Annotated in this window: 22 protein-coding genes and 3 tRNA genes; 15 read left to right on the top strand and 10 right to left on the bottom strand. The window is 26.6% G+C overall.

Annotation, left to right across the window (positions count from 1 at the left end):
• The first annotated feature begins 101 nt into the window (after window positions 1-101).
• Genes queA through H0H68_RS03220 form a run of 4 tightly spaced genes read left to right on the top strand, consistent with a single transcriptional unit; the run spans window position 102 to window position 4,283 of the window.
• The gene (queA, locus tag H0H68_RS01700) at window positions 102-1,145 is read left to right on the top strand and encodes a tRNA preQ1(34) S-adenosylmethionine ribosyltransferase-isomerase QueA (protein WP_185853101.1); all 1,044 of its coding nucleotides are present in this window, start codon (window positions 102-104) and stop codon (window positions 1,143-1,145) included.
• Between the two features lie 28 nt (window positions 1,146-1,173).
• The gene (locus tag H0H68_RS01705; RefSeq protein ID WP_185853102.1) at window positions 1,174-2,151 is read left to right on the top strand and encodes a polyprenyl synthetase family protein; all 978 of its coding nucleotides are present in this window, start codon (window positions 1,174-1,176) and stop codon (window positions 2,149-2,151) included.
• 15 nt (window positions 2,152-2,166) lie between these two features.
• The gene (locus H0H68_RS03215) at window positions 2,167-2,355 is read left to right on the top strand and encodes a toprim domain-containing protein (RefSeq protein ID WP_394366737.1); all 189 of its coding nucleotides are present in this window, start codon (window positions 2,167-2,169) and stop codon (window positions 2,353-2,355) included.
• 38 nt (window positions 2,356-2,393) lie between these two features.
• The gene (locus H0H68_RS03220; RefSeq protein ID WP_394366747.1) at window positions 2,394-4,283 is read left to right on the top strand and encodes a DNA topoisomerase; all 1,890 of its coding nucleotides are present in this window, start codon (window positions 2,394-2,396) and stop codon (window positions 4,281-4,283) included.
• 10 nt (window positions 4,284-4,293) lie between these two features.
• On the opposite strand, the gene H0H68_RS01715 is transcribed toward H0H68_RS03220, so the two are convergent.
• Entirely contained in the window at window positions 4,294-4,716 is a 423-nt protein-coding gene (locus H0H68_RS01715) for a hypothetical protein (RefSeq protein ID WP_185853103.1), read from the bottom strand.
• Window positions 4,717-4,987: 271 nt separating this feature from the next.
• On the opposite strand from H0H68_RS01715, the gene rsmI reads away from it, so the two are divergent.
• Window positions 4,988-5,653: a 16S rRNA (cytidine(1402)-2'-O)-methyltransferase gene (rsmI, locus tag H0H68_RS01720; RefSeq protein ID WP_185853104.1), complete on the top strand. Its 666-nt coding sequence runs from the start codon at window positions 4,988-4,990 to the stop codon at window positions 5,651-5,653.
• Here rsmI and H0H68_RS01725 read toward each other — a convergent pair.
• Window positions 5,650-6,642, bottom strand: a complete 993-nt coding sequence (locus tag H0H68_RS01725; RefSeq protein ID WP_185853630.1) for an aspartate-semialdehyde dehydrogenase — start codon at window positions 6,640-6,642, stop codon at window positions 5,650-5,652. The two genes, rsmI and H0H68_RS01725, sit on opposite strands and share 4 nt — an antisense overlap.
• 71 nt (window positions 6,643-6,713) lie before the next feature.
• Here H0H68_RS01725 and gmk point away from each other — a divergent pair, with 71 nt between their 5' ends.
• The gene (gene gmk, locus H0H68_RS01730) at window positions 6,714-7,304 is read left to right on the top strand and encodes a guanylate kinase (protein WP_185853105.1); all 591 of its coding nucleotides are present in this window, start codon (window positions 6,714-6,716) and stop codon (window positions 7,302-7,304) included.
• On the opposite strand, the gene H0H68_RS01735 is transcribed toward gmk, so the two are convergent.
• From H0H68_RS01735 to H0H68_RS01745, 3 genes are all read right to left on the bottom strand, one after another.
• A tRNA-Pro gene (locus tag H0H68_RS01735) sits at window positions 7,286-7,360 on the bottom strand. The genes gmk and H0H68_RS01735 overlap by 19 nt on opposite strands.
• A gap of 10 nt (window positions 7,361-7,370) precedes the next feature.
• Window positions 7,371-7,444 (bottom strand) — tRNA-Asn (locus H0H68_RS01740).
• Entirely contained in the window at window positions 7,435-7,872 is a 438-nt protein-coding gene (locus tag H0H68_RS01745) for an RpiB/LacA/LacB family sugar-phosphate isomerase (RefSeq protein ID WP_185853106.1), read from the bottom strand. Before H0H68_RS01745 ends, H0H68_RS01740 begins: the two co-directional genes overlap by 10 nt.
• Before the next feature lie 101 nt (window positions 7,873-7,973).
• Here H0H68_RS01745 and H0H68_RS01750 point away from each other — a divergent pair, with 101 nt between their 5' ends.
• The 5 genes from H0H68_RS01750 to H0H68_RS01770 all read left to right on the top strand — a co-directional run bounded on the left by H0H68_RS01750 (window position 7,974) and on the right by H0H68_RS01770 (window position 11,177).
• Window positions 7,974-9,200, top strand: a complete 1,227-nt coding sequence (locus tag H0H68_RS01750; RefSeq protein WP_185853107.1) for a phosphoglycerate kinase — start codon at window positions 7,974-7,976, stop codon at window positions 9,198-9,200.
• A 64-nt stretch (window positions 9,201-9,264) separates the two neighbouring features.
• Entirely contained in the window at window positions 9,265-9,891 is a 627-nt protein-coding gene (locus H0H68_RS01755) for a superoxide dismutase (protein ID WP_185853108.1), read from the top strand.
• On the top strand, window positions 9,884-10,240 hold the full coding sequence (gene folB / locus H0H68_RS01760) for a dihydroneopterin aldolase (RefSeq protein ID WP_185853109.1): 357 nt from the start codon (window positions 9,884-9,886) through the stop codon (window positions 10,238-10,240). The genes H0H68_RS01755 and folB overlap by 8 nt, the downstream gene beginning before the upstream one ends.
• Before the next feature lie 10 nt (window positions 10,241-10,250).
• Window positions 10,251-10,321: transfer RNA gene (locus H0H68_RS01765), tRNA-Cys, on the top strand.
• Between the two features lie 103 nt (window positions 10,322-10,424).
• Complete coding sequence (locus H0H68_RS01770) at window positions 10,425-11,177, top strand: uroporphyrinogen-III synthase (protein WP_185853110.1); 753 nt, start codon at window positions 10,425-10,427, stop codon at window positions 11,175-11,177.
• A gap of 153 nt (window positions 11,178-11,330) precedes the next feature.
• On the opposite strand, the gene glmS is transcribed toward H0H68_RS01770, so the two are convergent.
• Window positions 11,331-13,181 carry a glutamine--fructose-6-phosphate transaminase (isomerizing) gene (gene glmS, locus H0H68_RS01775; RefSeq protein WP_185853111.1) on the bottom strand — a complete coding sequence of 617 codons (1,851 nt, stop codon included), beginning with the start codon at window positions 13,179-13,181 and terminating at the stop codon, window positions 11,331-11,333.
• A gap of 43 nt (window positions 13,182-13,224) precedes the next feature.
• Complete coding sequence (locus H0H68_RS01780; RefSeq protein ID WP_185853112.1) at window positions 13,225-14,043, bottom strand: glycogen/starch synthase; 819 nt, start codon at window positions 14,041-14,043, stop codon at window positions 13,225-13,227.
• A 187-nt stretch (window positions 14,044-14,230) separates the two neighbouring features.
• On the opposite strand from H0H68_RS01780, the gene rnr reads away from it, so the two are divergent.
• A complete protein-coding gene (rnr, locus tag H0H68_RS01785) occupies window positions 14,231-16,225 on the top strand; it encodes a ribonuclease R (RefSeq protein WP_185853113.1) in 1,995 nt (664 codons plus the stop codon).
• 7 nt (window positions 16,226-16,232) lie between these two features.
• Here the strand turns inward: rnr and coaD are convergent, their stop codons facing one another.
• Entirely contained in the window at window positions 16,233-16,718 is a 486-nt protein-coding gene (gene coaD / locus H0H68_RS01790) for a pantetheine-phosphate adenylyltransferase (RefSeq protein ID WP_185853114.1), read from the bottom strand.
• 69 nt (window positions 16,719-16,787) lie between these two features.
• Between coaD and H0H68_RS01795 the strand changes: the two genes are divergently transcribed.
• From H0H68_RS01795 to H0H68_RS01805, 3 genes are read left to right on the top strand one after another with little or no spacing between them, the layout of a single operon-like run.
• Complete coding sequence (locus tag H0H68_RS01795; RefSeq protein ID WP_185853115.1) at window positions 16,788-17,846, top strand: PSP1 domain-containing protein; 1,059 nt, start codon at window positions 16,788-16,790, stop codon at window positions 17,844-17,846.
• 37 nt (window positions 17,847-17,883) lie between these two features.
• Window positions 17,884-20,178, top strand: a complete 2,295-nt coding sequence (locus tag H0H68_RS01800; protein WP_185853116.1) for a transglycosylase domain-containing protein — start codon at window positions 17,884-17,886, stop codon at window positions 20,176-20,178.
• Between the two features lie 3 nt (window positions 20,179-20,181).
• The gene (locus H0H68_RS01805; protein ID WP_185853117.1) at window positions 20,182-21,135 is read left to right on the top strand and encodes a 2-hydroxyacid dehydrogenase; all 954 of its coding nucleotides are present in this window, start codon (window positions 20,182-20,184) and stop codon (window positions 21,133-21,135) included.
• Here H0H68_RS01805 and H0H68_RS01810 read toward each other — a convergent pair.
• The gene (locus H0H68_RS01810; RefSeq protein ID WP_185853118.1) at window positions 21,132-22,595 is read right to left on the bottom strand and encodes a TSUP family transporter; all 1,464 of its coding nucleotides are present in this window, start codon (window positions 22,593-22,595) and stop codon (window positions 21,132-21,134) included. The two genes, H0H68_RS01805 and H0H68_RS01810, sit on opposite strands and share 4 nt — an antisense overlap.
• Window positions 22,596-22,604: 9 nt before the next feature.
• The gene (locus H0H68_RS01815) at window positions 22,605-24,278 is read right to left on the bottom strand and encodes an NADPH-dependent assimilatory sulfite reductase hemoprotein subunit (protein ID WP_185853119.1); all 1,674 of its coding nucleotides are present in this window, start codon (window positions 24,276-24,278) and stop codon (window positions 22,605-22,607) included.
• Window positions 24,279-24,284 lie beyond the last annotated feature (6 nt).

The raw sequence follows: 24,284 nt of genomic DNA on the forward strand, positions 1-24,284 counted from the left end.
AAAAAAAAAAATATATATATTTTTGGGAAAAAAATAATCTATTTTTATACAAAAAAGCATAATAAATCCTAAACTTTATAACCTATAACCTTATAGTTAGTATGAGAACTTCAGACTTTGATTTTGAATCCCCTTTGAATCTTCTTGCCAAATTTCCTTCTCAAGAAAGAGATGAATCCAAATTAATGGTAATCCATAGAAAAAACAAAAAAATAGAACATAAATCATTTAAAGATTTATATCAATATTTTGACGAAGGAGACACTTTTATTCTTAATAATACCAAAGTTTTTCCTGCAAGATTATTTGGAAATAAAGAAAAAACAGAAGCAAAAATAGAAGTTTTCTTACTTAGAGAATTAGATTCAAAAGATAGAACTTGGGATGTTTTAGTTGATCCTGCAAGAAAAGTAAGAGTAGGAAATAAATTAAATTTTGGGTATGGATTAACAGGAGAAGTTATAGATAATACAACTTCCAGAGGAAGAATTTTACAACTTCATTTTAACGGAACTCATAAAGAACTTATAAAAAAAATAAAAGAATTAGGAAAAACGCCTCTTCCAAAATATATTAATAGACAACCAGAAAAAAATGATGAAGAGCGTTATCAAACTGTATATGCAAAAAAAGAAGGATCTGTTGCAGCACCAACAGCAGGATTACATTTTTCTAAACATTTATTAAAAAAATTAGAAATAAAAGGAATAAATTTGGTAGAAATAACTTTACATTTAGGATTGGGAAGTTTTTTACCTGTAGAAGTAGAAGACATATCAAAACACAAAATGGATTCTGAGAAATGTTTTATAAACGAAGATACATGTAATGTTATAAATCATACAATACAAAAAAAAAAACGAGTTTGTGCTATAGGGACCTCTTCTATGCGAGCTATAGAAAGCTCTGTATCTTCTAATAAAAATTTAAATCCTTTTTCTGGATGGACTAATAAATTCATTTTTCCTCCTTATAATTTTAGCATAGCTAATTCTATGATTACAAATTTTCACATGCCAAAATCAACATTACTCATGATGGCAGCCGCTTTTGCAGGTTTTGATTTAATTATGAAAGCATATCAAATAGCAATTCAAGAAAAATACAGATTTTATTCTTATGGAGATGCTATGTTAATTTTATAAATTAAATCATAAGATTCATTATGAAATTATGAAAATAATTCTAGAAAAAGTAAAAATTCCTATAAAAAAAGAAATAAAAGAATTTGAAAAACAATTTGTCAATGTAATCAAAAGCAATATTACTCTCATAGATAAAATAACTCATTATCTCATTCATAGAAAAGGAAAACTAATTCGTCCTATATTTGTTTTCCTGATAGCTAAAATGTTGGGGAAAATACAAAAAAAAACATATCATACTGCTTGCTTAATAGAGTTAATACATACAGCCACTCTTGTTCACGATGATGTTATAGATAATAGTTCTCTTCGTCGTGGCTCTTTTTCTATTAATGCCATATGGAAAAACAAAACAGCTGTTTTAATAGGAGATTACTTACTTTCTAAAAGTCTTTTGTTAGCAACAGATAACAATTATTACGATCTTCTTAAGATAATTTGCAAAACTGTTAAAGATATGAGTGAAGGAGAATTATTGCAAATGGAAAAATCTAAAAAACTAGATATTACCGAAAAAATTTATAATCAAATTATTTATCATAAGACTGCAAGTTTGATAGCTGCTTCTTGTGAATGTGGAGCACGTTCAGTGAATGCAGATGAAAAAACAGCATTAAAAATGAGAAAATTTGGAATTTTTGCTGGAATTGCTTTTCAAATAAAAGATGATTTATTTGATTATGAAGAAAAAAGTAATAATTTTACAGGAAAACCTATAGGAATTGATTTAAGAGAAAAAAAAATAACACTTCCACTTATTTACACTATTCGAAAAGCTTCTAAAGAAGATCAAAAATGGATATTAAATTCCATTAAAAATTATGATGAAAAAAAAAAACATCAAATAATTAATTGCATAAAAAAATACGGAGGATTAGAATATGCTACTCAAAAAATGATAAAATTCCGTAATGATGCACTAAAAATTTTGGAAAATTATCCAGAAGGAGCTATTAAAGAAGCATTAAAAATAATGATTAATTTTATTATTGAAAGAAATCAGTAAAAATTCCTTAAATAAATGAAAGAAAATTTAGTTATTGTAGAATCTCCAACCAAAGCTCATACTATACAAACATTTTTGGGAAAAAATTATCATGTAGTGTCTAGTTATGGACATATCATAGATCTTCCAGAAAAAGAAATAGGAGTTCAGATAAAAGAAAATTTCAAACCTAATTACGTAATTTTATCTAAAAAAAAAAAATAGTTCAAAATCTTAAAGTATTAATAAAAAACTACAAAATCATTTGGTTAGCTTCGGATGAAGATCGTGAAGGAGAAGCTATTGCTTATCAAATTTATAAAACATTTAATATTCCCGATAGAAGATATAGAAGAATAGTTTTTCATGAAATTACAAAGAAAGCAATTTTTCATGCTATAAAAAAACCAAGATCGATTAATTACAATTTAGTTTATGCTCAACAAGCAAGACGAATTTTAGACAGGCTGGTAGGATTTCAACTATCTCCTATTTTATGGGAAAAAGTTAAAAAAGGTCTTTCTGCAGGTAGAGTTCAATCTGCGGCCGTCAAACTTGTAGTCGAACGAGAACAAAAGATTCAGAATTTTATTTCCGTACCTACTTATCAAATATATGGAGTTTTTACAAACGAACAAAAAATGGTTTTCAATGCAAAATTAGAAAAGAAAATTGAAGATAAAAATGAAATGATAAGCATTATGTCATCATGTATCAATAGTACTTTTCTAGTAAATAAAATTGTTATCGAATGTGAAAAAAAAAATCCTCCTCCACCATTTACAACTTCTTCTTTGCAACAAGAAGCTTGTAAAAGATTAAACTATTCTATATCAAAGACTATGTTTTTAGCGCAAAAATTATACGAAAAAGGATTTATTACATATATCCGTACGGATAGCACAAGTTTGTCAAAAGATATTTTATTGGAAATAAAAAATTATATACTTTCTTTATATGGTGAAAAGTATCTATCCATAAAAGAATTTTTCAAAAGAAAAAAATTTTCTCAAGAAGCTCACGAATCTATCCATCCTACTATTATCAATCATGTTGATGAAAATTATTTGGAATCTCTAGATATTTTTCAAAAACGTCTTTATCAACTTATATGGGAACGTACTATAATGGGACAAATGACAGATTCTGTTATTGAAAAGAAAAATTTTTATATTCAATCTCCTCATTTGGAATATTTTTTTATTTGGACAAAAAAAACAGTTTTGATTGATGGATTTATGAAAATTACAAATCAAGATAAAAAAGAAAAATCTAATATTTTAGAAATGAGAGAAGGCTCTTTTCTACAAAAAAGAGAAATTATAGCAAAACAAATTATTCCAACTTCTCTATACAGATACAATGAAGCCTCTTTAGTAAAGAAATTGGAAAAACTAGGGATAGGAAGACCTTCTACTTATGTTCCTATCATATCTACTATTCAGAAAAGAAATTATGTAAACATACAAAAAATTATAAAAAAAATAGAAACACGTAAAAGTTTTATTCTGAAAGAAAATTCTATAACTGAAAAAAATGAAAAAATTACTGAAATAGAAAAAAATAAATTTGTCCCTACAGAAATAGGTGTTTTGACCACTAATTTTTTGAAAAAAAATTTTGGAGAAATAGTAAATTATGATTTTACAGCAAATTTAGAAAAAAGTTTTGATGATATAGCTCAAGGGAAACAGTCTTGGATTGAGATTCTTAAAAATTTTTATGATGAATTTTATAAAAAAATACAACATGTTAAAGAATATGTAGATAAAATTATTCATAAAGAACGTTTTCTAGGAATAGATCCTAAATCAAATAAAAAAGTATTTGCTAAAATTGCCAGATATGGACCAGTTGTTCAAATGGGTGAATTTAAAAATAAAGATAAACCTAAATTTTCTCCTTTATTAAACAGTCAAAAGATAAATACGATTTCACTTTCAGAAGCTTTAAAAATTCTTGAATTGCCTAAATCTTTAGGTTTTTTTGAAGAAGAAGAAATTTTATTGAAAATAAATAAATACAATATTTTTATTAAACATAAAAAAAAATCTATTCCAATTGAAGAAAAAATATTTTTTAACTCATCTAATTTAGAATTAGAACAAGCTATTAAAATTATAATTGAAAACAGAAAAGTTGATCTAACTTAATCTTGAAATTTTAACTATCAAAGTATCTTTGATTTAAATAAGTTGTTGGATAAGCTTGATCATGTCCTGTACGTCTAACATGGTCTAAATACTTAGGAATATAAGATAAAGCTTTGACTCTATCAGATAAAGACATTCTATTCCATATATTTTCGGCCATTTTTTTCTTTCCTACTTTATATTTATAATCTGTCCAAAAACGATCAAAAGATAAGTCTGCAGGAATTTCCTCTATAGAAAAAGCAGCTCTTGAATTTCTCATTTTATTGATTATAGATTCATTATAAGGTAAATATTTTCCAATCCATACATAATGTGATAAAGAAAGTCTTTCAGGAAAAATAACTTCTCTTAAAAATCCATTAAAATCATATTTAAATATGATATCTCCAGATGCTAAACGACTTCTAAATATGTATTGTTTACCTCTCATTATTATTTATTTCATCAGCATTAATTAATCTTTTAATGCATAAACTCTTATTACGAATACAAATTATTAACTATTTTATTTGATGATGAAATTTTAAAAAAAAAGCGTTTTATATAATTTATTGCAATAAATTACTCAATTCAAAATCTTTATCAATTTGATGCAAATGTTATAATTTTGAAAAATTTTACAAGTGCATAACAAAAGTTATGGATTTTTATTTTTGTAATATCTTTTTTTCGCATATTTTTTTCAAATTTAAAATTTGAATATGTTGTATATTGTTCCTACTCCTATAGGAAATCTAGAAGATTTTACTTTCAGAGGATTACGAATCTTGAAAGAAGTAGACGTTATTTTAGTAGAAAACTATAAATTTTCCAAAAAATTATTGGACTTTTATAATATAAAAACTCAAACAAATAGATATCATATTCATAATGAACATAAAATAATTCCTTATTTTATAAAAGAAATCAAAAAAGGTAAAAAATTGGCACTAATATCCAATGCTGGGACACCAGGTATATCTGATCCAGGATTTTTATTGATTAAATCTTGCATAAGATCTTCTATTCCTGTAGAATGTTTACCTGGTTCCACTGCTTTAATTCCAGCATTAGTTAGTTCAGGTCTCTCTATTAATGAGTTTACTTTTATTGGTTTTTTACCCAAAAAAAAAAGAAAAATTAAATTAGAAAATCTATCTAAAGAAAATAGAACTATTGTATTATATGAATCCCCTTATAGACTATTACGAACATTGAACGATATAAAATATTTTTTCGGTTTGAAAAGAAATATTGTGATATGCAAAGAAATATCCAAATTCTTTCAAGAAACATTAAGAGGAAATATAGAAAAAATCATTTTATATTATGAGAATATCGAAAAAATATTAGGTGAATACACTATTATCATTGAAAAAAGTTTCTAAACATATTTTTTATTTATTAAATATTCTGCAATTTGAATGGCATTTGTTGCGGCTCCTTTACGAAGATTATCAGATACTATCCAAATATTTATAGAATTTTGAAATGAAAAATCTTCTCGTATTCTACCAACGAATACTTCATCTTTTCCGTAAGCATATAATGGCATAGGATAAATATTCTTTTGTGGATTATCTTGAACAACTACTCCTTTTGTTTTAGATAAAATTTCATAAATACGATCTATATTGGGTTTTTTTTGAAATGTAATATTTACACTTTCTGAGTGCCCACCTATAACAGGAACACGTGCAGCCGTAGCTGTAATAGCTATATTTTGATCGTTTATTATTTTTTTTGTTTCTTTGATGAGTTTCATTTCCTCTATTGTATAACCATTTTCTGTAAAAGTATCACAATAAGGTAATACATTTTGATAAATAGAATACGGATATACTTTTTTATGAATAGTATTTCCTTCTTTTTCTTGATTCAATTGATCCAAAGCTTTTTTTCCTGTTCCTGTTACTGACTGGTAAGTAGAAACTACTACTCTATGAATTTTGTATTCTATGTGCAATGGAAATAAAACCATTACCAATTGTATTGTAGAACAGTTAGGATTGGCAATAATATTATCTTTTTTTTCTAAAAAAGAAGCATTGATTTCAGGAACAATTAATTTTTTTTCAGGATCCATTCTCCACGCAGAAGAATTATCTATGACAGTTGATCCTACTTTTGCAAATTTTGGAGCCCATTCTTTTGATATATTTGAACCGGCTGAAAATAAAACAATATTCGGTTTTTCTAACAATAAATCATGTAAACTAATAACCTTATACGTTCTTTTCTTGAAAGAAAATTCTCTTCCTACAGATTTTTCAGAAGCAGAAAGATATAATTCTTTCACTGGAAAATTTCTTTTTTCTAAAACATTTACCATTACACGTCCAACTAACCCTGTGACACCTACTATTCCTAGTTTTATTCTCATACTGAATTTCTATAAAAATTTAATTTTCCATTTTATAAAAACAAAGTTAGTAAATTAATTAGATAATGAAAAAAGGTAAAATGATCATTTTGTCAGGTCCTTCTGGATCTGGAAAAACTACTATTTCACATTATTTACTTTCAAAATTTCAAGATTTGAAATTTTCTGTATCATGTACCACACGATCAATTCGAAATAATGAAAAACATGGAAAAGATTATTATTTTATATCCATGAATACTTTTATTTCTAAAATAAAAAAATGTCAATTTGCAGAATGGGAAGAAGTTTATCCTAAATTGTTTTATGGAACCTTAAAGGACGAAATTTTAAAAATTTGGAAATCTAATAAACATGTTCTATTCGATGTGGATATCAAAGGAGGATTAAGTTTAAAAAAACAATATCCAAATAATTCTTTATCTATATTTATTATGGTTAATTCAATAAAAATCCTAAAAGAAAGACTTTTAATGAGAAATTCTGAACAATCAGAAAATCAAATAAATACACGTTTAAATAAAGCAAAAAAAGAAAATAGTTATGCAAAATTATTTGACATTGTTCTATTTAACATAGATTTATTTCAAACAAAAAAAAAAGCAATTCAATTAGTCTCTAATTTTATCAATGAAAATCGGGGTGACTGGACTTGAACCAGCGACCGCACGCCCCCCAGACGTGTACTCTAACCAATCTGAGCTACACCCCGAAAAGAAAAACTCCTCAGGCTGGATTCGAACCAGCGACACCCTGATTAACAGTCAGGTGCTCTAACCAACTGAGCTACTGAGGATATGGTATTTTATTTATTCTGATTTTATGCCTTCCTCCTTCAAAATCAGTTTTCAGAAATGTTTTTATAATTTCCAAAACTTCATTTTTATCTAAAAAACGTGCTGGTAAACTAATAATATTAGCATTATTATGTTTTTTTGCTAAAACAGCGACTTCTTTTCTCCATACCAAAGCAGCACGAATTTTTTTATATTTATTGGCGGTCATCGCTGCTCCATTTCCACTTCCACATATAATAATTCCAAAATCGGCCTTCCCATTTTCTACAAATTCAGCTGTAGGATGAATAAAATCAGGATAATCAACTTTTTCTCCATATTTTGAAAATCCGAAATCTTTAATTTCGTATCCTATTTTTGTTAAAAGATCGTTTATTAAGGATTTATAATACACTCCTGTATGATCAGATCCTATTGCTATTTTCATAAAATTTTCTGCAAAAAAACATGCAAATAAATATACATTTAAAAATTTTAAATTGAAATATTAACTTTGTAAACAGAACTTTTTTACCATTTATAAAATATATGATAGAGGATATAAAAACTATTAATGATTTTGATTTCGAAAATCAAATAGTATTAATAAGAGTAGATTTTAATGTTCCTGTAGATAAATATTATCAAATAACAGATGATACACGTATTCAATTTAGTCTTCCTACTATTCAAAAAATTCTTTCTGAAAAAGGAAGAATAGTTCTCATTTCTCATTTTGGAAGACCTAATGGAAAACCTTCTAAAACTTATTCTTTAAAATTTTTAATTCCTTTTTTATCTAAAAAATTAAAACTTACTGTAGATTTTTGTGAGGATTGTATAGGAAAAAATGTAGAAAAAAAAATTAATGAATTAAAAAACGGTGAAATTTTATTATTGGAAAATCTTCGTTTTTATAAAGAAGAAGAAGAAGAAAATGAAAATTTTGCTTTTGAATTATCAAAATTAGGAAATATTTATGTAAATGATGCTTTTGGAGTTTCTCATCGTTTACATACTTCTATTACTATTCTTCCTAAATTTTTTGGAAAAAAAAAATGTATAGGACTTCTTATGCAAAAAGAAATTCAATTTTTGAACAAATTTTTATCAGGAAAAGGAGAAAAACCGATTACAGTTTTATTAGGAGGAGCAAAAATTTCTTCTAAAATTGAAATAATTGAAAATCTTATTGATTTTGCAGATCATATATTAATAGGAGGAGGGATGTCTTATCCTTTTATTAAAATAAAGGGGGGAAAAATAGGAAACTCTCTTCTTGAAAAAGATAATAAAATAATTGAAAAAATCTTGTTTAAGATTTTTGATAAATGTCAAGAAAAAAACAAAAAAAATATTTTATCTTTTCCAAAAGACGTTATTATTGCTGATTCATTTAAAAATACAGCAAATACTAAAGTTTCAGCTATTGATTCTATTCCAGATGGATGGGCTGGTTTGGATATAGGACCTCTTTCTATAAAATACTTTTGTGATATTATAGAAAAATCAAAAACCATTTTATGGAATGGACCAGTAGGAGTTTTTGAATTAACCAATTTTTCTTTAGGAACCAGATCTATTGCAAAAGCAATTGCAAAAACAACTGAAAAAGGAGCCTTTTCTTTGGTAGGAGGTGGAGATTCTATAGCCTCATTAAAAATGGAAGGATGTGATAATAAAATCAGTTATTTGTCTACTGGAGGGGGGGCTTTGTTAGAAAGTTTGAAAAATAAAATACTTCCTGGAATAAAAGCTGTTATAAATAATACATAACATAATAAAAAATCAAGTTTTTAATTATATTTGTGTTTCTCATATTAATAAAAGAAAAAAAATTATGTCATTTAAACTTCCAAAATTATCTTATTCATATAAGGATTTCGAACCTTACATAGATAGAAAAACGATGGAAATCCATTACAATAAACATCATGCCTCTTATACAGATAATTTGAATAAAGCTATTTCTGGAACAGATATGATGAATCTTCCTATAGAAAAAATTCTGAGAAGAGCTTGTATGGAAACTCCGGCAGTGCGCAATAATAGTGGAGGTTTTTATAATCATAATCTTTTTTGGAAAATATTAATTCCTCATTCAGAGTATACAGATCCAAGTATATTTTTGAATGAAGTTATTAGAAAAAATTTCAATTCTTTTGATCTTTTCAAAAACCAATTTTCTACTGCAGCATCTAATCGTTTTGGTTCAGGATGGGCTTGGTTATGTTGCATAAAAGAAAATCAATTGACAATTTGTTCTACAGCCAATCAAGATAATCCTATAATGTCTGGGATCGGTTGTGAAGGAATCCCAATATTAGGATTAGATGTTTGGGAACATGCTTACTATCTGCAATATCAAAACCGTCGTTTAGACTACATCTCTTCTTTTTGGAATATTATTAATTGGAAAAAAGTAGAAGAAAATTATAATAAAGTAGTAAATAATTTTCATGGGTAAAATAATCCTAGAAAATATTAGATTGTTTGGATATCATGGATGTATGTCAGAAGAGGAGCATGTCGGTTCTCATTATACGACTAACATAGAAATTGAATTAAATCTTAATCAAGCTTCCATTCATGATGATTTATCAAAAACTATTGATTATGTCCATTTGTATTGTATTGTGAAAGAAGAAATGAAGATTAACTCTAAATTGATAGAACATTTAGCACAAAGAATAATTCAAAGAATTAGAAAAGAATATAAAGAATTTTTGATCAAACATATAAAAGTAAAAGTTTGTAAAGAAAATCCTCCATTACAAGGAGACGTAGATAGAGTTTGTGTTATTTTAGATGATTAAAATTTTTTTTGGCACTGTGGCCGAGTGGGAAGGCAGAGGTCTGCAAAACCTTTTATAGCGGTTCGATTCCGCTCTGTGCCTTTTCTTTTTTTTTGAAATTATATCACAATTTTTTTTGTATTAATTTTCTGCATACATTTGCGAATTTAAATCAATAAAACTTATTGAAGAGATAAAGATAGAGATGAAGATAAATAATATTCTTATTTCACAACCTCTCACAGGCGGCTCAAACACTCCATACTTAGAGCTCAGTAAAAATAAAAATATCAAGATCGATTTTAGATCCTTTATAGAAGTTAAAGGAGCATCATCTGATGATGTAAGAAAACAAAAAATCAATTTTTCTGATTTTACCGTGATACTTTTTATAAGTAAAAAATCTGTAGATCATTATTTCAGATTAGCGGAATCTATGCGTTTTAAAGTTCCAATTTCTATGAAATATATCTGTCAAACAGAAACAATTGCTTATTATTTGCAAAAGTATATTGTCTATAGAAAAAGAAAAATTTATATTGGAAATAAATCATTTCAAGACATATTGCCTTATATAAAGAAACATCCAAAAGAAAAATTTCTTTTGCCTTCTTCAGATATTTTAAAACCAGAAATTCCAAATATGTTGAATAAGATAAATATTTTTTGGAAAAGGGCTATATTATATAAAACCACTTCTAGTGATTTATCTGATTTAAAACACATATGTTATGACATTTTAGTTTTTTTTAGTCCAGCAGAAATCAAATCTTTGTTTGAAAATTTTCCTAATTTTGATCAGAATGGTATAAAAATTGCTACTTTCGGAAAAAATACTTTAGATGCTGCTGCTAAAGCAGGATTAAAAATAGATATAAAAGTTCCGACTCCAGAATTACCTTCTATGGCCATGGCTTTAGATAGATATATCAAAAAACTGAACACAATAAAATATTGAATAGTTATTTTTCGATAACTGATTAATCTACACTCTCATGTTCCAAATAGCCCATACGTGATAATAATTTGTCTAGAAAATATATCAATATTCAATTTATTTTCAAAGGTTATCCTGCAGCAGAAGTGAAAAAAAAGGAAATAAAAGATAAGTTTATTCCACTGTTACTGATTTTGCTAAATTTCTTGGCTGATCAACATTTTCTCCTCGGATATAAGCTATTTGATAAGCCAGCAATTGAAGAGGGATTACAGTAACTAACGGACTAAGTTCTTCGGAAATTTCTGGAACTTTAATTACGTAATCAGCTAACATATTTACTTGAATATCTCCTTCATTAACTATAGCTATTATTTTCCCTTTTCTAGCTTTAATCTCTTGAATATTTCCTACTATTTTGTTATAACATCCTTTTCTTGTTGCAATAATAATCACTGGCATATTTTCATCAATCAAGGCTATAGGTCCATGTTTCATTTCTGCTGCAGGATAACCTTCTGCATGAATATAGGATATTTCTTTTAGTTTTAAAGCTCCCTCTAAAGCAACTGGGAAGTTAATCCCTCTACCTAAATAAAGAAAATTATTTACATTATGATACACTTTGGAAATTTCTCTTATAGAATCATCTATTTTTAAAGCATGATTTACTTTTTCTGGAATTGATCCAAGTTCCTGACACAAATATTGATAACGATTATCATTTATAGCCGATCTGTATTTTCCTATTTTCAAAGCCAATAAAACAAGAACTGTGATTTGTGCAGTAAAAGATTTTGTAGATGCCACTCCAATTTCAGGACCTGCATGAGTATAAGCTCCTGCATCTACATTTCTCGCTATGGATGATCCTACTACATTACAAATACCAAAAACAAAAGCTCCTTTTGTTTTTGCCAATTTTAAAGCAGCTAAAGTATCGGCTGTTTCTCCCGATTGAGAGATCACAATAATTACATCTTTTTTTTCTATAATAGGATTTCTATACCTAAATTCGGAAGCATACTCTACTTCTACTGGAATACGAGCAAATTCTTCTAATAAATATTCCCCAATTAAACTAGCATGCCATGAAGTTCCACATGCTACTATAGTTATACATTTAGCATTAATAAAAATATCTTTATTAGATTCAATTCCATCAATACAAATTATACCTTCTGAAATTAATAATCTTCCACGCAATGTATCCAAAATTGTTTTTGGCTGCTCATATATTTCTTTCAGCATAAAATACTTATATTCTCCTTTTTCTATTTGTTTCAAATTTATTTGAAGTTTTTTAATAATTGGATTGAGTTTATGATTATCTACAATTTTCCTCAAATCTAATTCTTCACCTTTTCTAAGAATAGCCATTTCTCCATCTTTTAAATAAATAGCATTTTTAGTGTAATCTATGAAAGGAATAGGATCAGATGCAATAAAAAATTCCTTATCATTAATACCCAACGCAAGAGGACTTCCTAATTTCGCAATAATAATTGTTTCTGGATGAGATTTATCCACAACAGCAATAGAATAAGCACCTACTATCTCATTTAAAGAAATTCTTACAGCTTCTTCTAAAGATAATTTGTTTTCTTTCTTAATATATTCAATCAAATTAACAAGAACCTCTGTATCTGTTTCACTTTGAAAATTAAAACCATTTTTTGACAAAATGATTTTAATTGCATGATAATTTTCTATGATTCCGTTATGAATCATAATCAGATCATTAGAATTAGAAACATGAGGATGAGCATTCAAATCATCTGGAATTCCATGTGTAGCCCATCTCGTATGACCTATTCCAGTTGTTCCACTTATTTTTATCTTGTAAGAAGATATTTTTTTTTCCAGTTCACTAACTCTTCCTTTAGTTTTACACAAACTATATCCATCATCATAAAATATGGCAATCCCAGAACTGTCATATCCTCGGTATTCCAATTTTTTTAATCCGTTAATGAGAATAGGATAAGCTTCTCTATAACCCAAATAACCAATTATACCACACATTCTAACTGATAAAATTAGAAGTTTTATCTATGAAAAATATTAATTAATTTATTTGTTCTAAAACAGTTTCTTTATAAAATTGTTGATAAACCGTTTCTATCTTTTCTACAGGATAATATTTTAATACTAACAATTTATTTATTTTTATATAATCTTCTATTTCTTGAGGAAAAGAAAGATCTCCTTTTATTATAGCATCCGAAAAATATATGCATAATTTGATCAAATTAAAATAATTCGGATTTTCCAACAATTTTAATTTCTTAGATTTGATACCATCAAATCTTATTTTTTTAATAATGTCTTGATTTAGGATCCCTTTAAAAGGTTTGTTATAAATAGATACAACTATTTTTGCGTTTTGATACACAGGATCATTTTTATAAAAATTTTTAATATACAAAGGTATAAAAGAACTAATCCATCCATATATATGGATAAGATCAGGTTTCCAATTTAATTTTTTTACAGTTTCTAAAACACCTTTTGTGAAAAACAAAGCTCTTTCGTCATTATCTTGAAAAAAGTTTCCTTTTTCATCTTCATATATAGCTTTCCTTTTAAAATATTCTTCATTATCTATGAAATAAACTTGCAGCCTTGCATCAGGAATAGATGCAACTTTTATCAATAATGGTTGATCTATATCATTAATAACTAAATTCATGCCTGACAAACGAATGACTTCATGTAATTGATGTCTCCTTTCATTTATCACTCCAAAACGAGGCATAAATATACGTACATCGTTTCCTATTGATTGCATAAACTTAGTGGCTTTTAAAGCCGATAAAGAGATTGGGTTCTCTGAAGAAAAAGGAAATAAGTCTGAAGAAACATATAATATACGTTTACCTGTCATCTTAGAGTTATTTTTTATTTTGATATATATATAGTAAAAAAACGGATCATTGCAAATATAATAAATAATATCTAATACCTAAATTACCTAAATTTCATAATAAAAATGAAAAACGATTTCTTTTAGATAAAATCTTGTAGATTGTAGATTTTTTAGCTTTATTTATAGATAGACATGTTTTATTATCATGAAATCAGAAAAAAAAATAAAAAAAAAACATTGTAATAATTTTGCTACTGGATTCATTAATATTACTAGCCGCGGATATGCTTTTGTTAATATAGAAGAATTTCAGAAAGATATTTTTATTCCAAAAAATAAGATAAACCGGGCTTTAGAAGGAGATTTAGTGAAAATCAGATTGAATAAAAAAAAAGGAATAAAAATAGAAGGAGAGGTATTAAAAATTATAAAAAGAAAAACTAAAAAATTTATTGGAATATTAAAAATGAATCTTCAATCTAACTCTAAATATGGGTCAGTTATAGTCTACAACAATAGTATTCATGTAGATATCTTTATTCCAATAGATGATGAAAAATTGAAAAAATATCATCACAATGATAAGGTATTAGTTCAAATCATATCATGGCCCAAAGAACTCAAAAATCCTTTGGGAAAAATTATCAAGATATTCGGACCATCTGGAGAATACAAAACTGAAATTTTTTCATTATTGGAAGAATATGGAATTCACTATGAATTTTCCAAAGAACTAGAAAATGAAGCTAAAAAAATTTCTTCAAGAAAAATTTCAGATACAGAAATTAGAAGAGATCTACGAAATATTAATACTTTTACTATAGATCCTTTAAATGCAAAAGATTTTGACGATGCTCTATCAGTTAGAAAGTTAAATGATGAGACTTGGGAAATAGGTGTTCATATCTCCGATGTCTCTCATTATATAAAAGAAGGAAGCTTATTAGATAAAGAGGCATATTCACGTGCTACATCTATTTATTTTATAGAATATGTCATTCCTATGCTTCCAAAAATATTATCGAATGATCTTTGTTCCTTGCAGCCTAAGGAAGAAAAATTGTGTTTTTCCTATATTTTTAATATGAATAGTCAAGGAAAAATATTAAAAAGTTGGCTTGGTAAAACAATTATACGATCTGATAGAAGATTTACATATGAAGAAGTTCAACAAATTATAGATAAAAAAAAAGGAGATTTTCACGAAGAAATTCATACCTTATTCTTGTTTTCTAAAATATTAACAAAAAAAAGATTAAAAAATGGATCTATCTATCTCGAAAAAGTTGATATAAAATTTCATTTAGATGAAAAAAATAACCCAATTTCTTTACATTTAGAAAAAAATAATGATGCTCATCGGTTAATAGAAGAATTTATGTTATTGACCAATCAAAAAATTTCAGAGTTTGTTAGTTTAAATTTAAATGGGAATTCTTCTAATCGACTTTTTATTTACAGAGTTCACGATAAACCAGATTTTCAAAAAATTTTTTTTCTAAAAGAAATTATAGAGCCTTTAGGTTACTTTTTAGATTTTAAAAATTTAAAAAATTCCATTAATTATTTATTAAAAAAAATTAAAGGGAAGCAAGAACAAAATATGATTGAAAATTTAATTCTTCGTGCTATGAGTAAAGCCAAATATTCCACCAAAAATATAGGACATTATGGATTATCTTTTTTTTATTATACTCATTTTACTTCTCCTATAAGAAGATATTCAGATATCATAGCTCATCGTTTACTGCACTATTATTTAAATCATAATAGTGAAAATACAGAGAAACTAAAAACAATGGAATTTTATGAAAAACAATCCCAACATTGCAGTTATAAAGAACGTTTAGCTATAGATGCAGAAAGGGATTTTTTAAAATATATACAAGTAAAATATATCAAAAAATTTTTAGGAAAAGAGTTTTATGGCATTATTACTGGATTTACTGATTGGAGTGTTTACATTGAACTACTATTATTTCAAACAGAAGGAATGGTACGATTATGTGATATTAAAGAAGATTATTATATTCTAAATTCGAATAATTATAGTATAGTTGGAAAAAAAAAAAGAAAAGTTTATCATTTAGGGGACAAAGTAAAAGTGAAACTAATAGATGTTAATATGGAAAAAAAACAAATTATCCTTGATTGGATTGACAATCAAAATATCATTGAAAAAAACACTAGAGTGAAATGAAATGAGTTCATTCTATTCTCACGGAAGAAGGAACAAATATGGTATAATCCCCTCCATTTTTCATAATATCTCTCACAATATAAGAACAAATATGAGAATTTTCATAAGAAGAAAGAAGATAAACAGTTTCAATAAGATCCGTTTTGTCTAATTTTTTATTAGCAAACAATATATCTTTTTCAAATTCAAAATCAAATTGATTTCTAATTCCTCTTAATAAAAATTTAGCTTTTTTTTTTGTACAAAAAGAAATGGTTAATCCGTTAAATGAATCGATTTCTATTTTATGTTTCTGGGAAAAATCCAAAAAAGTTTTTCTAATCCATTTTTTTCTCTTCAAAAGAGAAAACATATTTTTTTTTTCCAAATTTTTTCCAACAGCTATAATAATTTTATCAAATAAATTTAAAGCTCTAATAATAATATCATAATGACCCAAAGTTATAGGATCAAAAGAACCAGGAAATACAGCTACTTTTTCATTGTTATTCATAATAATTTTTTTAGATCACATATATTTATATATAATTTAATTTTTTATTAAAAAAAAGTTATTAGGATAATGAATAAATCATGTTCTAATTGTTTAAAAAATAAATGTGAAAATTCTTTTAAAAAAAAGATTTTTATAAAAAAACAATGCCAAAAACTGAATGTATTAGATTGGTTATCTAACATTCAATCTCCTTTTGGATATCATAAACATGATGTTGTAGAAATACAATTTAAAAACGACAGAAAAGAATTTTTTCTGAATCAAGAAAAAATATCTCTTTGCAAAGGAGACATTGTTACTGTAGAATCTAAATCCGGAATAGGATATGATATAGGGACAGTAATTTTAACTGGAGAATTGGTCAAATTACAAATAAGAAATAAAAATATAGATATTTTAAAAAAAATATACAGAAAATCAACATATCAAGAAATCAACATTTGGAGATCTTTCAGAAAAAAAGAATTTTCAACTCTTTCAAAGGCTAAAAAAATTGCAAAAACTTTAAATCTTCCTATGAAAATCAGTGATATTGAATATCAAGGAGATGGAGAAAAAGCTACTTTTTATTATACAGCTGAAAATAGAGTAGATTTTAGAAAATTAATTAAAGAATTAGCATTACATTTTAACACACGTATAGAAATGCGTCAAATAGGATATAGACAAGAAGCAGCAAAAATTGGAGGGATCGGTTCTTGTGGTCGCGAACTTTGTTGTTCTACTTGGTTAAAAAACTTTAAAAGTGTTACTACTAATTCTGCAAGATATCAACAACTTTCCATAAATATTCAAAAACTAACTGGGCAATGTAGTAAGTTAAAATGTTGTCTTAACTATGAATTAGATGCCTATTTAACTTCTTTAAAAGATTTTCCGGATTTTAACAATAAAATACACACAGAAAAAGGAATTGCTCAATGTATGAAAATTGATGTTTTCAAAAAAAGAATGTGGTTTTCTTACATTAAAAATCCAAATACTTGGTTTAGAATAGAAGTAAGAAAAATTAAAGAAATTTTAGAAAAAAATAAGAAAAATCAAATAGCTCCTCCTCTAGAGGAGTTATCAACAATTAATACCATTCATAAAACCGAATTAACATTTAAAGATTTGTCTATATAATTATTTATTATATGCTAATGAAAAATAATTTTTTTTCGTGTATAAAAAAAGTATAAAATCTTATTTTAGTATACTTATTTTTTATTTTTGGTTTTTATTTTTTATAGGGATAAGTATTATATTCGTAATTTTTTATGCAGCTTGTAAAGGTTATTTGGGGGCTTTACCTAGTACTAAAGATATAGAAAACCCTGCTATGGAAGTAGGATCAGAGGTATATGACTCTAATGGAATCCTTTTGGGAAGATTTTTTTCCGAAAATAGAACTTTAATTACTTATAAACAACTTCCGAAAGATCTTGTTTATGCTTTAATAGCAAAAGAAGATATTCGTTTTAAATATCATTCTGGAATTGATGCTAAATCTCTTCTTAGAGCGATTCTTTCACTCGGAAAAAGAGGAGGTGGAAGTACTATATCTCAGCAACTAGCAAAACTTCTTTTTACAGGACCATCTGCAAAAAACAAACTACAAAGGATTCATCAAAAACTTTTAGAATGGGTCATGGCTATTGAATTGGAAAAACGTTATACTAAAGAAGAAATTATTACGATGTATTATAATAAATTTGATTTTTTATATAATGCAAAAGGAATAGAAACAGCCGCTCACACTTATTTCAATAAAAAAGTTTCTGAACTTAATTTAGGAGAATGTGCTACACTGGTTGGAATGTTAGAAAATCCTTCTTTATATAATCCTAAAAATTATCCTAAAAGGGCAAAAAAACAAAGAAATTTGGTTTTATTTCAAATGAGAAAATATAATTTTTTGCATGCACATAGATATAAAAAGGAATTGGAAAAACCTGTAAAAATTAATTTTAAAATACAAAAAAAAGATTTTGAATTGCTTACTTATTATGGTGAATTTTTAAAAAAAGAAATTCAAGAAGCTTTAGATGAACATGAAAATAAAACTGGACAAAAACTTAATCTTTATTCCAGTGGATTAAAAATATATACATCTATTGATGCCAGAATGCAAGATTATGCAGAAAAAGCTGTCAAAAAACATCTCAGTGGATTGCAAATTTTATTCAATCATTTTCAAAAAAAAAACAAAAATGCTCCATTTTTGAATATATCTCAAGAAAAAACAAAAAGAATATTAATATCTGCTATGCATAGAACCTCTCTTTACCAAGATTTAAAACAAAAAGGATTAGCAGAAGAGGAAATTTTAGATAAATTTCAAAAACCACAATCAATAAAATTGTTTACTTGGAATGGAACAAAAAAAGTATCAATGTCTCCATGGGATTTTATTCGTTATCAAAAAAGTATTATTCAAGCAGGTTTGTTATCTATAGAACCATCTACTGGATTTATAAAAGCATGGGTAGGCGGAATAGATTTTAATTATTTTCAATATGATCATGTAGCACAAACACAACGTCAAGTTGGTTCTGTTTTCAAACCCATTTTATATGCTACTGCTATTAATGAATTGCATTATAATCCTTGTACAAAAATTTCAAATGAAAAATTTCATTTAGGAAAATGGAGTCCTAGAAATTCTAATGGAAAATATGGAGGGACACTCACATTAAAAGATGGTTTAGCTTTGTCTGTGAATACGATTTCAGCCCGTTTGATATCACAAATAACTCCAGGGCCAGTAATTCGTTTAGCAAAAAAAATGGGAATAAAATCTATGATTCCTGAACACCCATCTATAGCTCTTGGTTCTGCAGATCTAACATTATATGAAATGACAGCCGCATTCAATACATTTACTAATTCTGGCTTTTACGTTAAACCCAGTCTTTTAGTTAAAATAGAGGATGAAAACGGCAATTTAATCAAAGAAAATATAGATCTTAGCAGAAGACAAGTTTTTAGTGAAGATGTAGCATATATTATGTTAAAACTAATGCAAGGAGTTGTAAAATATGGAACAGCCAAAAGATTATATAAATACAATATTACAGGAGACATAGCTGGAAAAACTGGTACAACTAATGAAAACTCAGATGGATGGTTTATCGGCATGGTCCCAAATTTAACTACTGGAGTTTGGGTTGGGTGGGAAGATAGATTTTCTCATTTCGAGAATATTAAATTGGGGCAGGGAGCCAATATGGCTTTGCCCATATGGGCCTATTATATGAAAAGTTTATATGAAGATATTAATCTGATTTATAATGATCAATTATTTTTTCATAAACCTAAAAATTATCAATATAATTGGGATCGATGTGAGGAAAATCATGTGTTCAAAGAAGAAAAAAATTTTATTGAAGAAAAAGAAAACAAAAACTCTTTGAAAGAAATTATAGATATTGATGAAAATTTAAATAATGAAAATAATAAAGATTACGATAAATGATATATGATCAAAAGAATATTAGTTTTAGATAAAAATCATCCTTTTATTATACACAAACTAAAAAAAGAAGGATTTCTTTGTGATGAAAATTATTATGATTCAACCGATAAAATTGATATATCTGTATATGACGGAATCATTTTAAGAAGCAGATTAATAATAGATAAAAAATTTATTAAAAAAGCTAAAAACTTAAAATTTATAGCTAGAATTGGATCTGGAATAGAAAACATAGACAAAGATTATTCTTTGAAAAGAGGGATTACTCTGATTTCTTCTCCAGAAGGAAATAAAGATGCTGTAGCAGAACATGCTATAGGAATGCTTTTATGTCTCATGAACCACATCATTCCCTCCCATCAACAAATCAAAAAAGGAAAATGGGATAGAGAAAATAATAGGGGAATGGAAATCATGGGAAAAACAATAGGCATTATTGGATATGGGAATACTGGAAAAGCTTTTGCAAAAAAACTTTCAGGATTTGATGCTGCTAGAATATTATGTTATGATATTTTACCTCAAATCGGTGATCTTTATGCAAAGCAAGTCGACATGAGTACAATTTTTCAAAAATCAGACATAATTAGTTTGCATGTACCTTATACAAAAGAAACAAAAGGAATGATTAATTATGATTTTATCAAAAAGTTTTACAAGCCTTTTTATTTAATAAATACTTCTCGTGGAAGATGTATTCTAACAAGCCATTTGGTTAAAGCATTAAAAAACGGAAAAATATCTGGAGCCTGTTTAGATGTATTAGAATATGAAAATTTTTCTTTTGAAAATATTTTTCATCATCATAAACTTCCTAAAAGTTTCTTTGATCTAATTCATTCTAATAAAGTAGTATTCACTCCACATGTTGCTGGATGGACTCAAGAATCTAAATCCAAGATGGATAAAAAAATTGTTGAAAAAATTATTTTATTAAACAAAAAACTTAACTCTTAATTGAAAAAACAATTATACAAAATCCTCACACTCCAAATAATTACCAAAATTCCTATAGAGAAACACATTATTTTTATAGGTAGTTTACCGGATATTTTTGCTGCTAAAGGAGCAGCAAATAATCCTCCAAAAACTAATCCAAAAACTATTCTCCAGTAGTTAATTCCTAATAAAGAAAAAAAAGTTAAAGTACTCGAAAGAGTTACAAAAAATTCAGATAAACTTACCGATCCTATAACATATTTTGGAGTTCTTCCCTTTGATATTAAAGTGCTAGTAACAAAAGGACCCCATCCTCCACCAACAAAAGAATCTAAAAAACCTCCACATCCTGCAAGACATCCTATTTTCTTAGTTTTTTTGTGATCCTTTTTCCATGTTTTTAACAAAATTTTCACTCCCAAAAAAAAAGTATAAGAAGCTAACATGGGTTTAATATAAAAAGCGTAAGATTCTCCGAATTTAGCAAGCAAAAAAGCTCCAGCAATAGAACCTATAATTCCTGGAATAAGTAATATTTTAAATAATTTTTTGTTTACATTACCCATTTTATAATGACTTAATCCAGATATTCCGCTAGAAAATATCTCTGCAGTATGTATACTAGCACTGATTGAAGGGAGAGGGATCCCCAAAGAAAGTAATATTGTCGTACAAGTTAGTCCATAACCCATTCCTATAGCTCCATCGACTAGTTGTGCAAAAAAACCAGTAAACATTAAATATAAAAAACTTTGATTAAAATGATTCAATATTTTTTGAAAAAAAATACTTCTTGTTAAAACATGTAAAAAGTAACTGAGAGCAATAATAAATCCTATTATAAAAGGCAAATACTTTATTAAATTTTTTTGTAATTTCTTTTTTGGGGTTTTTTCGATCAACCATTTTTCAGTTATTAAATTGAGCATTTTCACTTTATATTCAAAATTTCCTTTTAATTTTTTTCGTATTTCACACATATTTATCAACACGTCATCTAGTTCATGGGGGAACACATCTATAAAAATTTCTTTCAAACGTTTAGCTATTGTAGGAGACTTCCCGTTAGTAGAAATAGCTATCTTTAAATTTCCTTTTTGAACAATAGACCCCATATAAAAATCACAAAGATCAGGAACATCAGGAACATTAACTAACTTATGCATTTTTCTTGCATCTTTTTTGATTTCTTCACTTAAAATAGGATTATTTACAGCAATAAATACAACATCCACATTTTCTAAATCAGAAAAAAAATAAAATTTCTTAGTTAATTTGATAAAACTAAACAATTTAGCTATTTGATAAATTTCTTGATCTATTTGATCAGCTATTAAATTAATTTTTGTATCAGGATTATTTTTTAATACAGTGTTTAATTTTTCTAAAGCAGTTTTTCCTCCACCAACAATTAAAAGAGAAAGTTTATCTAAATGTAAAAAAACAGGAAATAATTTATTGTTCTCTTTATTGATCATTATAAATTATTAAACAACCCATTTTTTTCTGATAGAAAAATTTCCAAATCTTTCTTCTGAAAACTTTTCTTCTTGAAAACAAGCAAAAATTTGGTCAAGTTCTTTTAAAATAGAAGATTCATCCATATTCTTTTTATAAAGTTTATTCAGACGTGTCCCCTCATGATTAGCTCCTAAATAAAGATTGTATCTTCCATAAGAAACTCCTATCAATCCTATTTCAGCTAAATAGGGACGAGAACAACCATTAGGACATCCGGTCATGCGAATAATTATATCTTCTTTTTCTAATTTATATTTTTTTAAAATAATTTCTATTTTAGATATCAAACTAGGCAAATAACGTTGTCCTTCTGCTAAGGCTAAAGGACATGTGTTTAGCGCTACACAAGCCATAGAATTTTTTCTTATAGAAGATAAGCCGTTCATGTAATCATGAATTCCATATTCTCGAAGAATAGACTGTATTTTATTTTTATTTTTTTCATCAATATGAGTTAATGTCAAATTTTGATTACAAGTGAATGAAAAACTACATATTTCATGTTTCGCTATCTTGAGTAAGGCCGATTTTAATTTCAAGTTTTCATCATCAAAAATCAATCCATTTTCTACAAAAAATGTATAATTCCATGATTCTTTATGATCTTGAATCCACCCAAAATAATCACGTCTTTCTGTAAAAATAAAAGGATTTTCTTTTTGTAAAGAAAATCCAATTCTATTTTCTAATTCTTTTTTAAACCAATTTATACCATAATTATCTATAGTATATTTTAAACGGGCTAATTTACGATCGCTTCTATTTCCATAATCACGTTGAATAGTTAAAATTTCATATATTATTTTTAGTATTTGATCTTCAGAATCAGAAAAACCAATTACAGTTCCTAACCTTGAATAAGTTCTAGAATTACCATGAGTAGTAGATAATCCACCTCCAACAGAGATGTTAAAACCTTTTAAAATTTTAGAATTTTTGTCAAAAATAGCAATTAATCCAACATCATTAGCAAAAACATCGACATCATTATTAGGAGGAATTGCTATAGCAATTTTGAATTTTCTAGGTAAATAAGTTTCCTTGTAAAGAGGATCTTTTTCCTCTTTTTTTTCATATATTTTTTTTTCATCTAACCAAATTTCATAGTAAGCCCTCGTTTTAGGAAGTAACATATTGCTAATTTTAGTAGCATAATTCAAAATTTCTTCACGAGAGTATTTACTATCTATATAGGTACTGCATACCACATTTCTATTAACATCTCCACATGTAGCAATAGAATCTAATTTATGAATATTAAAAAATTGAATGGTTGGTTTTATCTTGGATTTTATCAATCCGTGTAATTGAATTGTTTGTCTAGTTGTTATTTTGATGACTCCAGTTGAATTTTCTTCTGAAATATTATGAATAGCTATCCATTGTTTATGATTGATAATACCACCTGGTATTCTGAGACGTATCATAAAAGAATATAATCGTTCCAGTTTTTTTTTCGATCTCTCTTCTCTTATATCTCTATCATCTTGTTGATATAAACCATGAAATTTAATAACTACCTGATCTTCATCATAAATACTTCCAGATAATTCGTCCTGTAAACTATCTATAAGAGTTCCCCTAAGTCCTATGCTTTCTTTTTTTATTTTTTCTTCTTTTGTTATACGAGATATTTTCATGTCTAC

Origin of the sequence: Blattabacterium cuenoti, from assembly GCF_014251555.1 — a bacterium.
GTDB classification, from domain to species: domain Bacteria; phylum Bacteroidota; class Bacteroidia; order Flavobacteriales; family Blattabacteriaceae; genus Blattabacterium; species Blattabacterium cuenoti_P.

Bases quoted from the DNA above. Each gene is read 5' to 3' on its own strand.
- coaD (WP_185853114.1), bottom strand. From the start codon at position 16,718: ATGAATAACAATGAAAAAGTAGCTGTATTTCCTGGTTCTTTTGATCCT.
- gmk (WP_185853105.1), top strand. From the start codon at position 6,714: ATGAAAAAAGGTAAAATGATCATTTTGTCAGGTCCTTCTGGATCTGGA.
- H0H68_RS01755 (WP_185853108.1), top strand. From the start codon at position 9,265: ATGTCATTTAAACTTCCAAAATTATCTTATTCATATAAGGATTTCGAA.
- H0H68_RS01705 (WP_185853102.1), top strand. From the start codon at position 1,174: ATGAAAATAATTCTAGAAAAAGTAAAAATTCCTATAAAAAAAGAAATA.
- folB (WP_185853109.1), top strand. From the start codon at position 9,884: ATGGGTAAAATAATCCTAGAAAATATTAGATTGTTTGGATATCATGGA.
- H0H68_RS01745 (WP_185853106.1), bottom strand. From the start codon at position 7,872: ATGAAAATAGCAATAGGATCTGATCATACAGGAGTGTATTATAAATCC.
- H0H68_RS01715 (WP_185853103.1), bottom strand. From the start codon at position 4,716: ATGAGAGGTAAACAATACATATTTAGAAGTCGTTTAGCATCTGGAGAT.
- queA (WP_185853101.1), top strand. From the start codon at position 102: ATGAGAACTTCAGACTTTGATTTTGAATCCCCTTTGAATCTTCTTGCC.
- rsmI (WP_185853104.1), top strand. From the start codon at position 4,988: ATGTTGTATATTGTTCCTACTCCTATAGGAAATCTAGAAGATTTTACT.
- rnr (WP_185853113.1), top strand. From the start codon at position 14,231: ATGAAATCAGAAAAAAAAATAAAAAAAAAACATTGTAATAATTTTGCT.
- H0H68_RS01815 (WP_185853119.1), bottom strand. From the start codon at position 24,278: ATGAAAATATCTCGTATAACAAAAGAAGAAAAAATAAAAAAAGAAAGC.
- H0H68_RS01805 (WP_185853117.1), top strand. From the start codon at position 20,182: ATGATCAAAAGAATATTAGTTTTAGATAAAAATCATCCTTTTATTATA.
- H0H68_RS01780 (WP_185853112.1), bottom strand. From the start codon at position 14,043: ATGACAGGTAAACGTATATTATATGTTTCTTCAGACTTATTTCCTTTT.
- H0H68_RS01795 (WP_185853115.1), top strand. From the start codon at position 16,788: ATGAATAAATCATGTTCTAATTGTTTAAAAAATAAATGTGAAAATTCT.
- glmS (WP_185853111.1), bottom strand. From the start codon at position 13,181: ATGTGTGGTATAATTGGTTATTTGGGTTATAGAGAAGCTTATCCTATT.
- H0H68_RS01750 (WP_185853107.1), top strand. From the start codon at position 7,974: ATGATAGAGGATATAAAAACTATTAATGATTTTGATTTCGAAAATCAA.
- H0H68_RS03215 (WP_394366737.1), top strand. From the start codon at position 2,167: ATGAAAGAAAATTTAGTTATTGTAGAATCTCCAACCAAAGCTCATACT.
- H0H68_RS01770 (WP_185853110.1), top strand. From the start codon at position 10,425: ATGAAGATAAATAATATTCTTATTTCACAACCTCTCACAGGCGGCTCA.
- H0H68_RS01810 (WP_185853118.1), bottom strand. From the start codon at position 22,595: ATGATCAATAAAGAGAACAATAAATTATTTCCTGTTTTTTTACATTTA.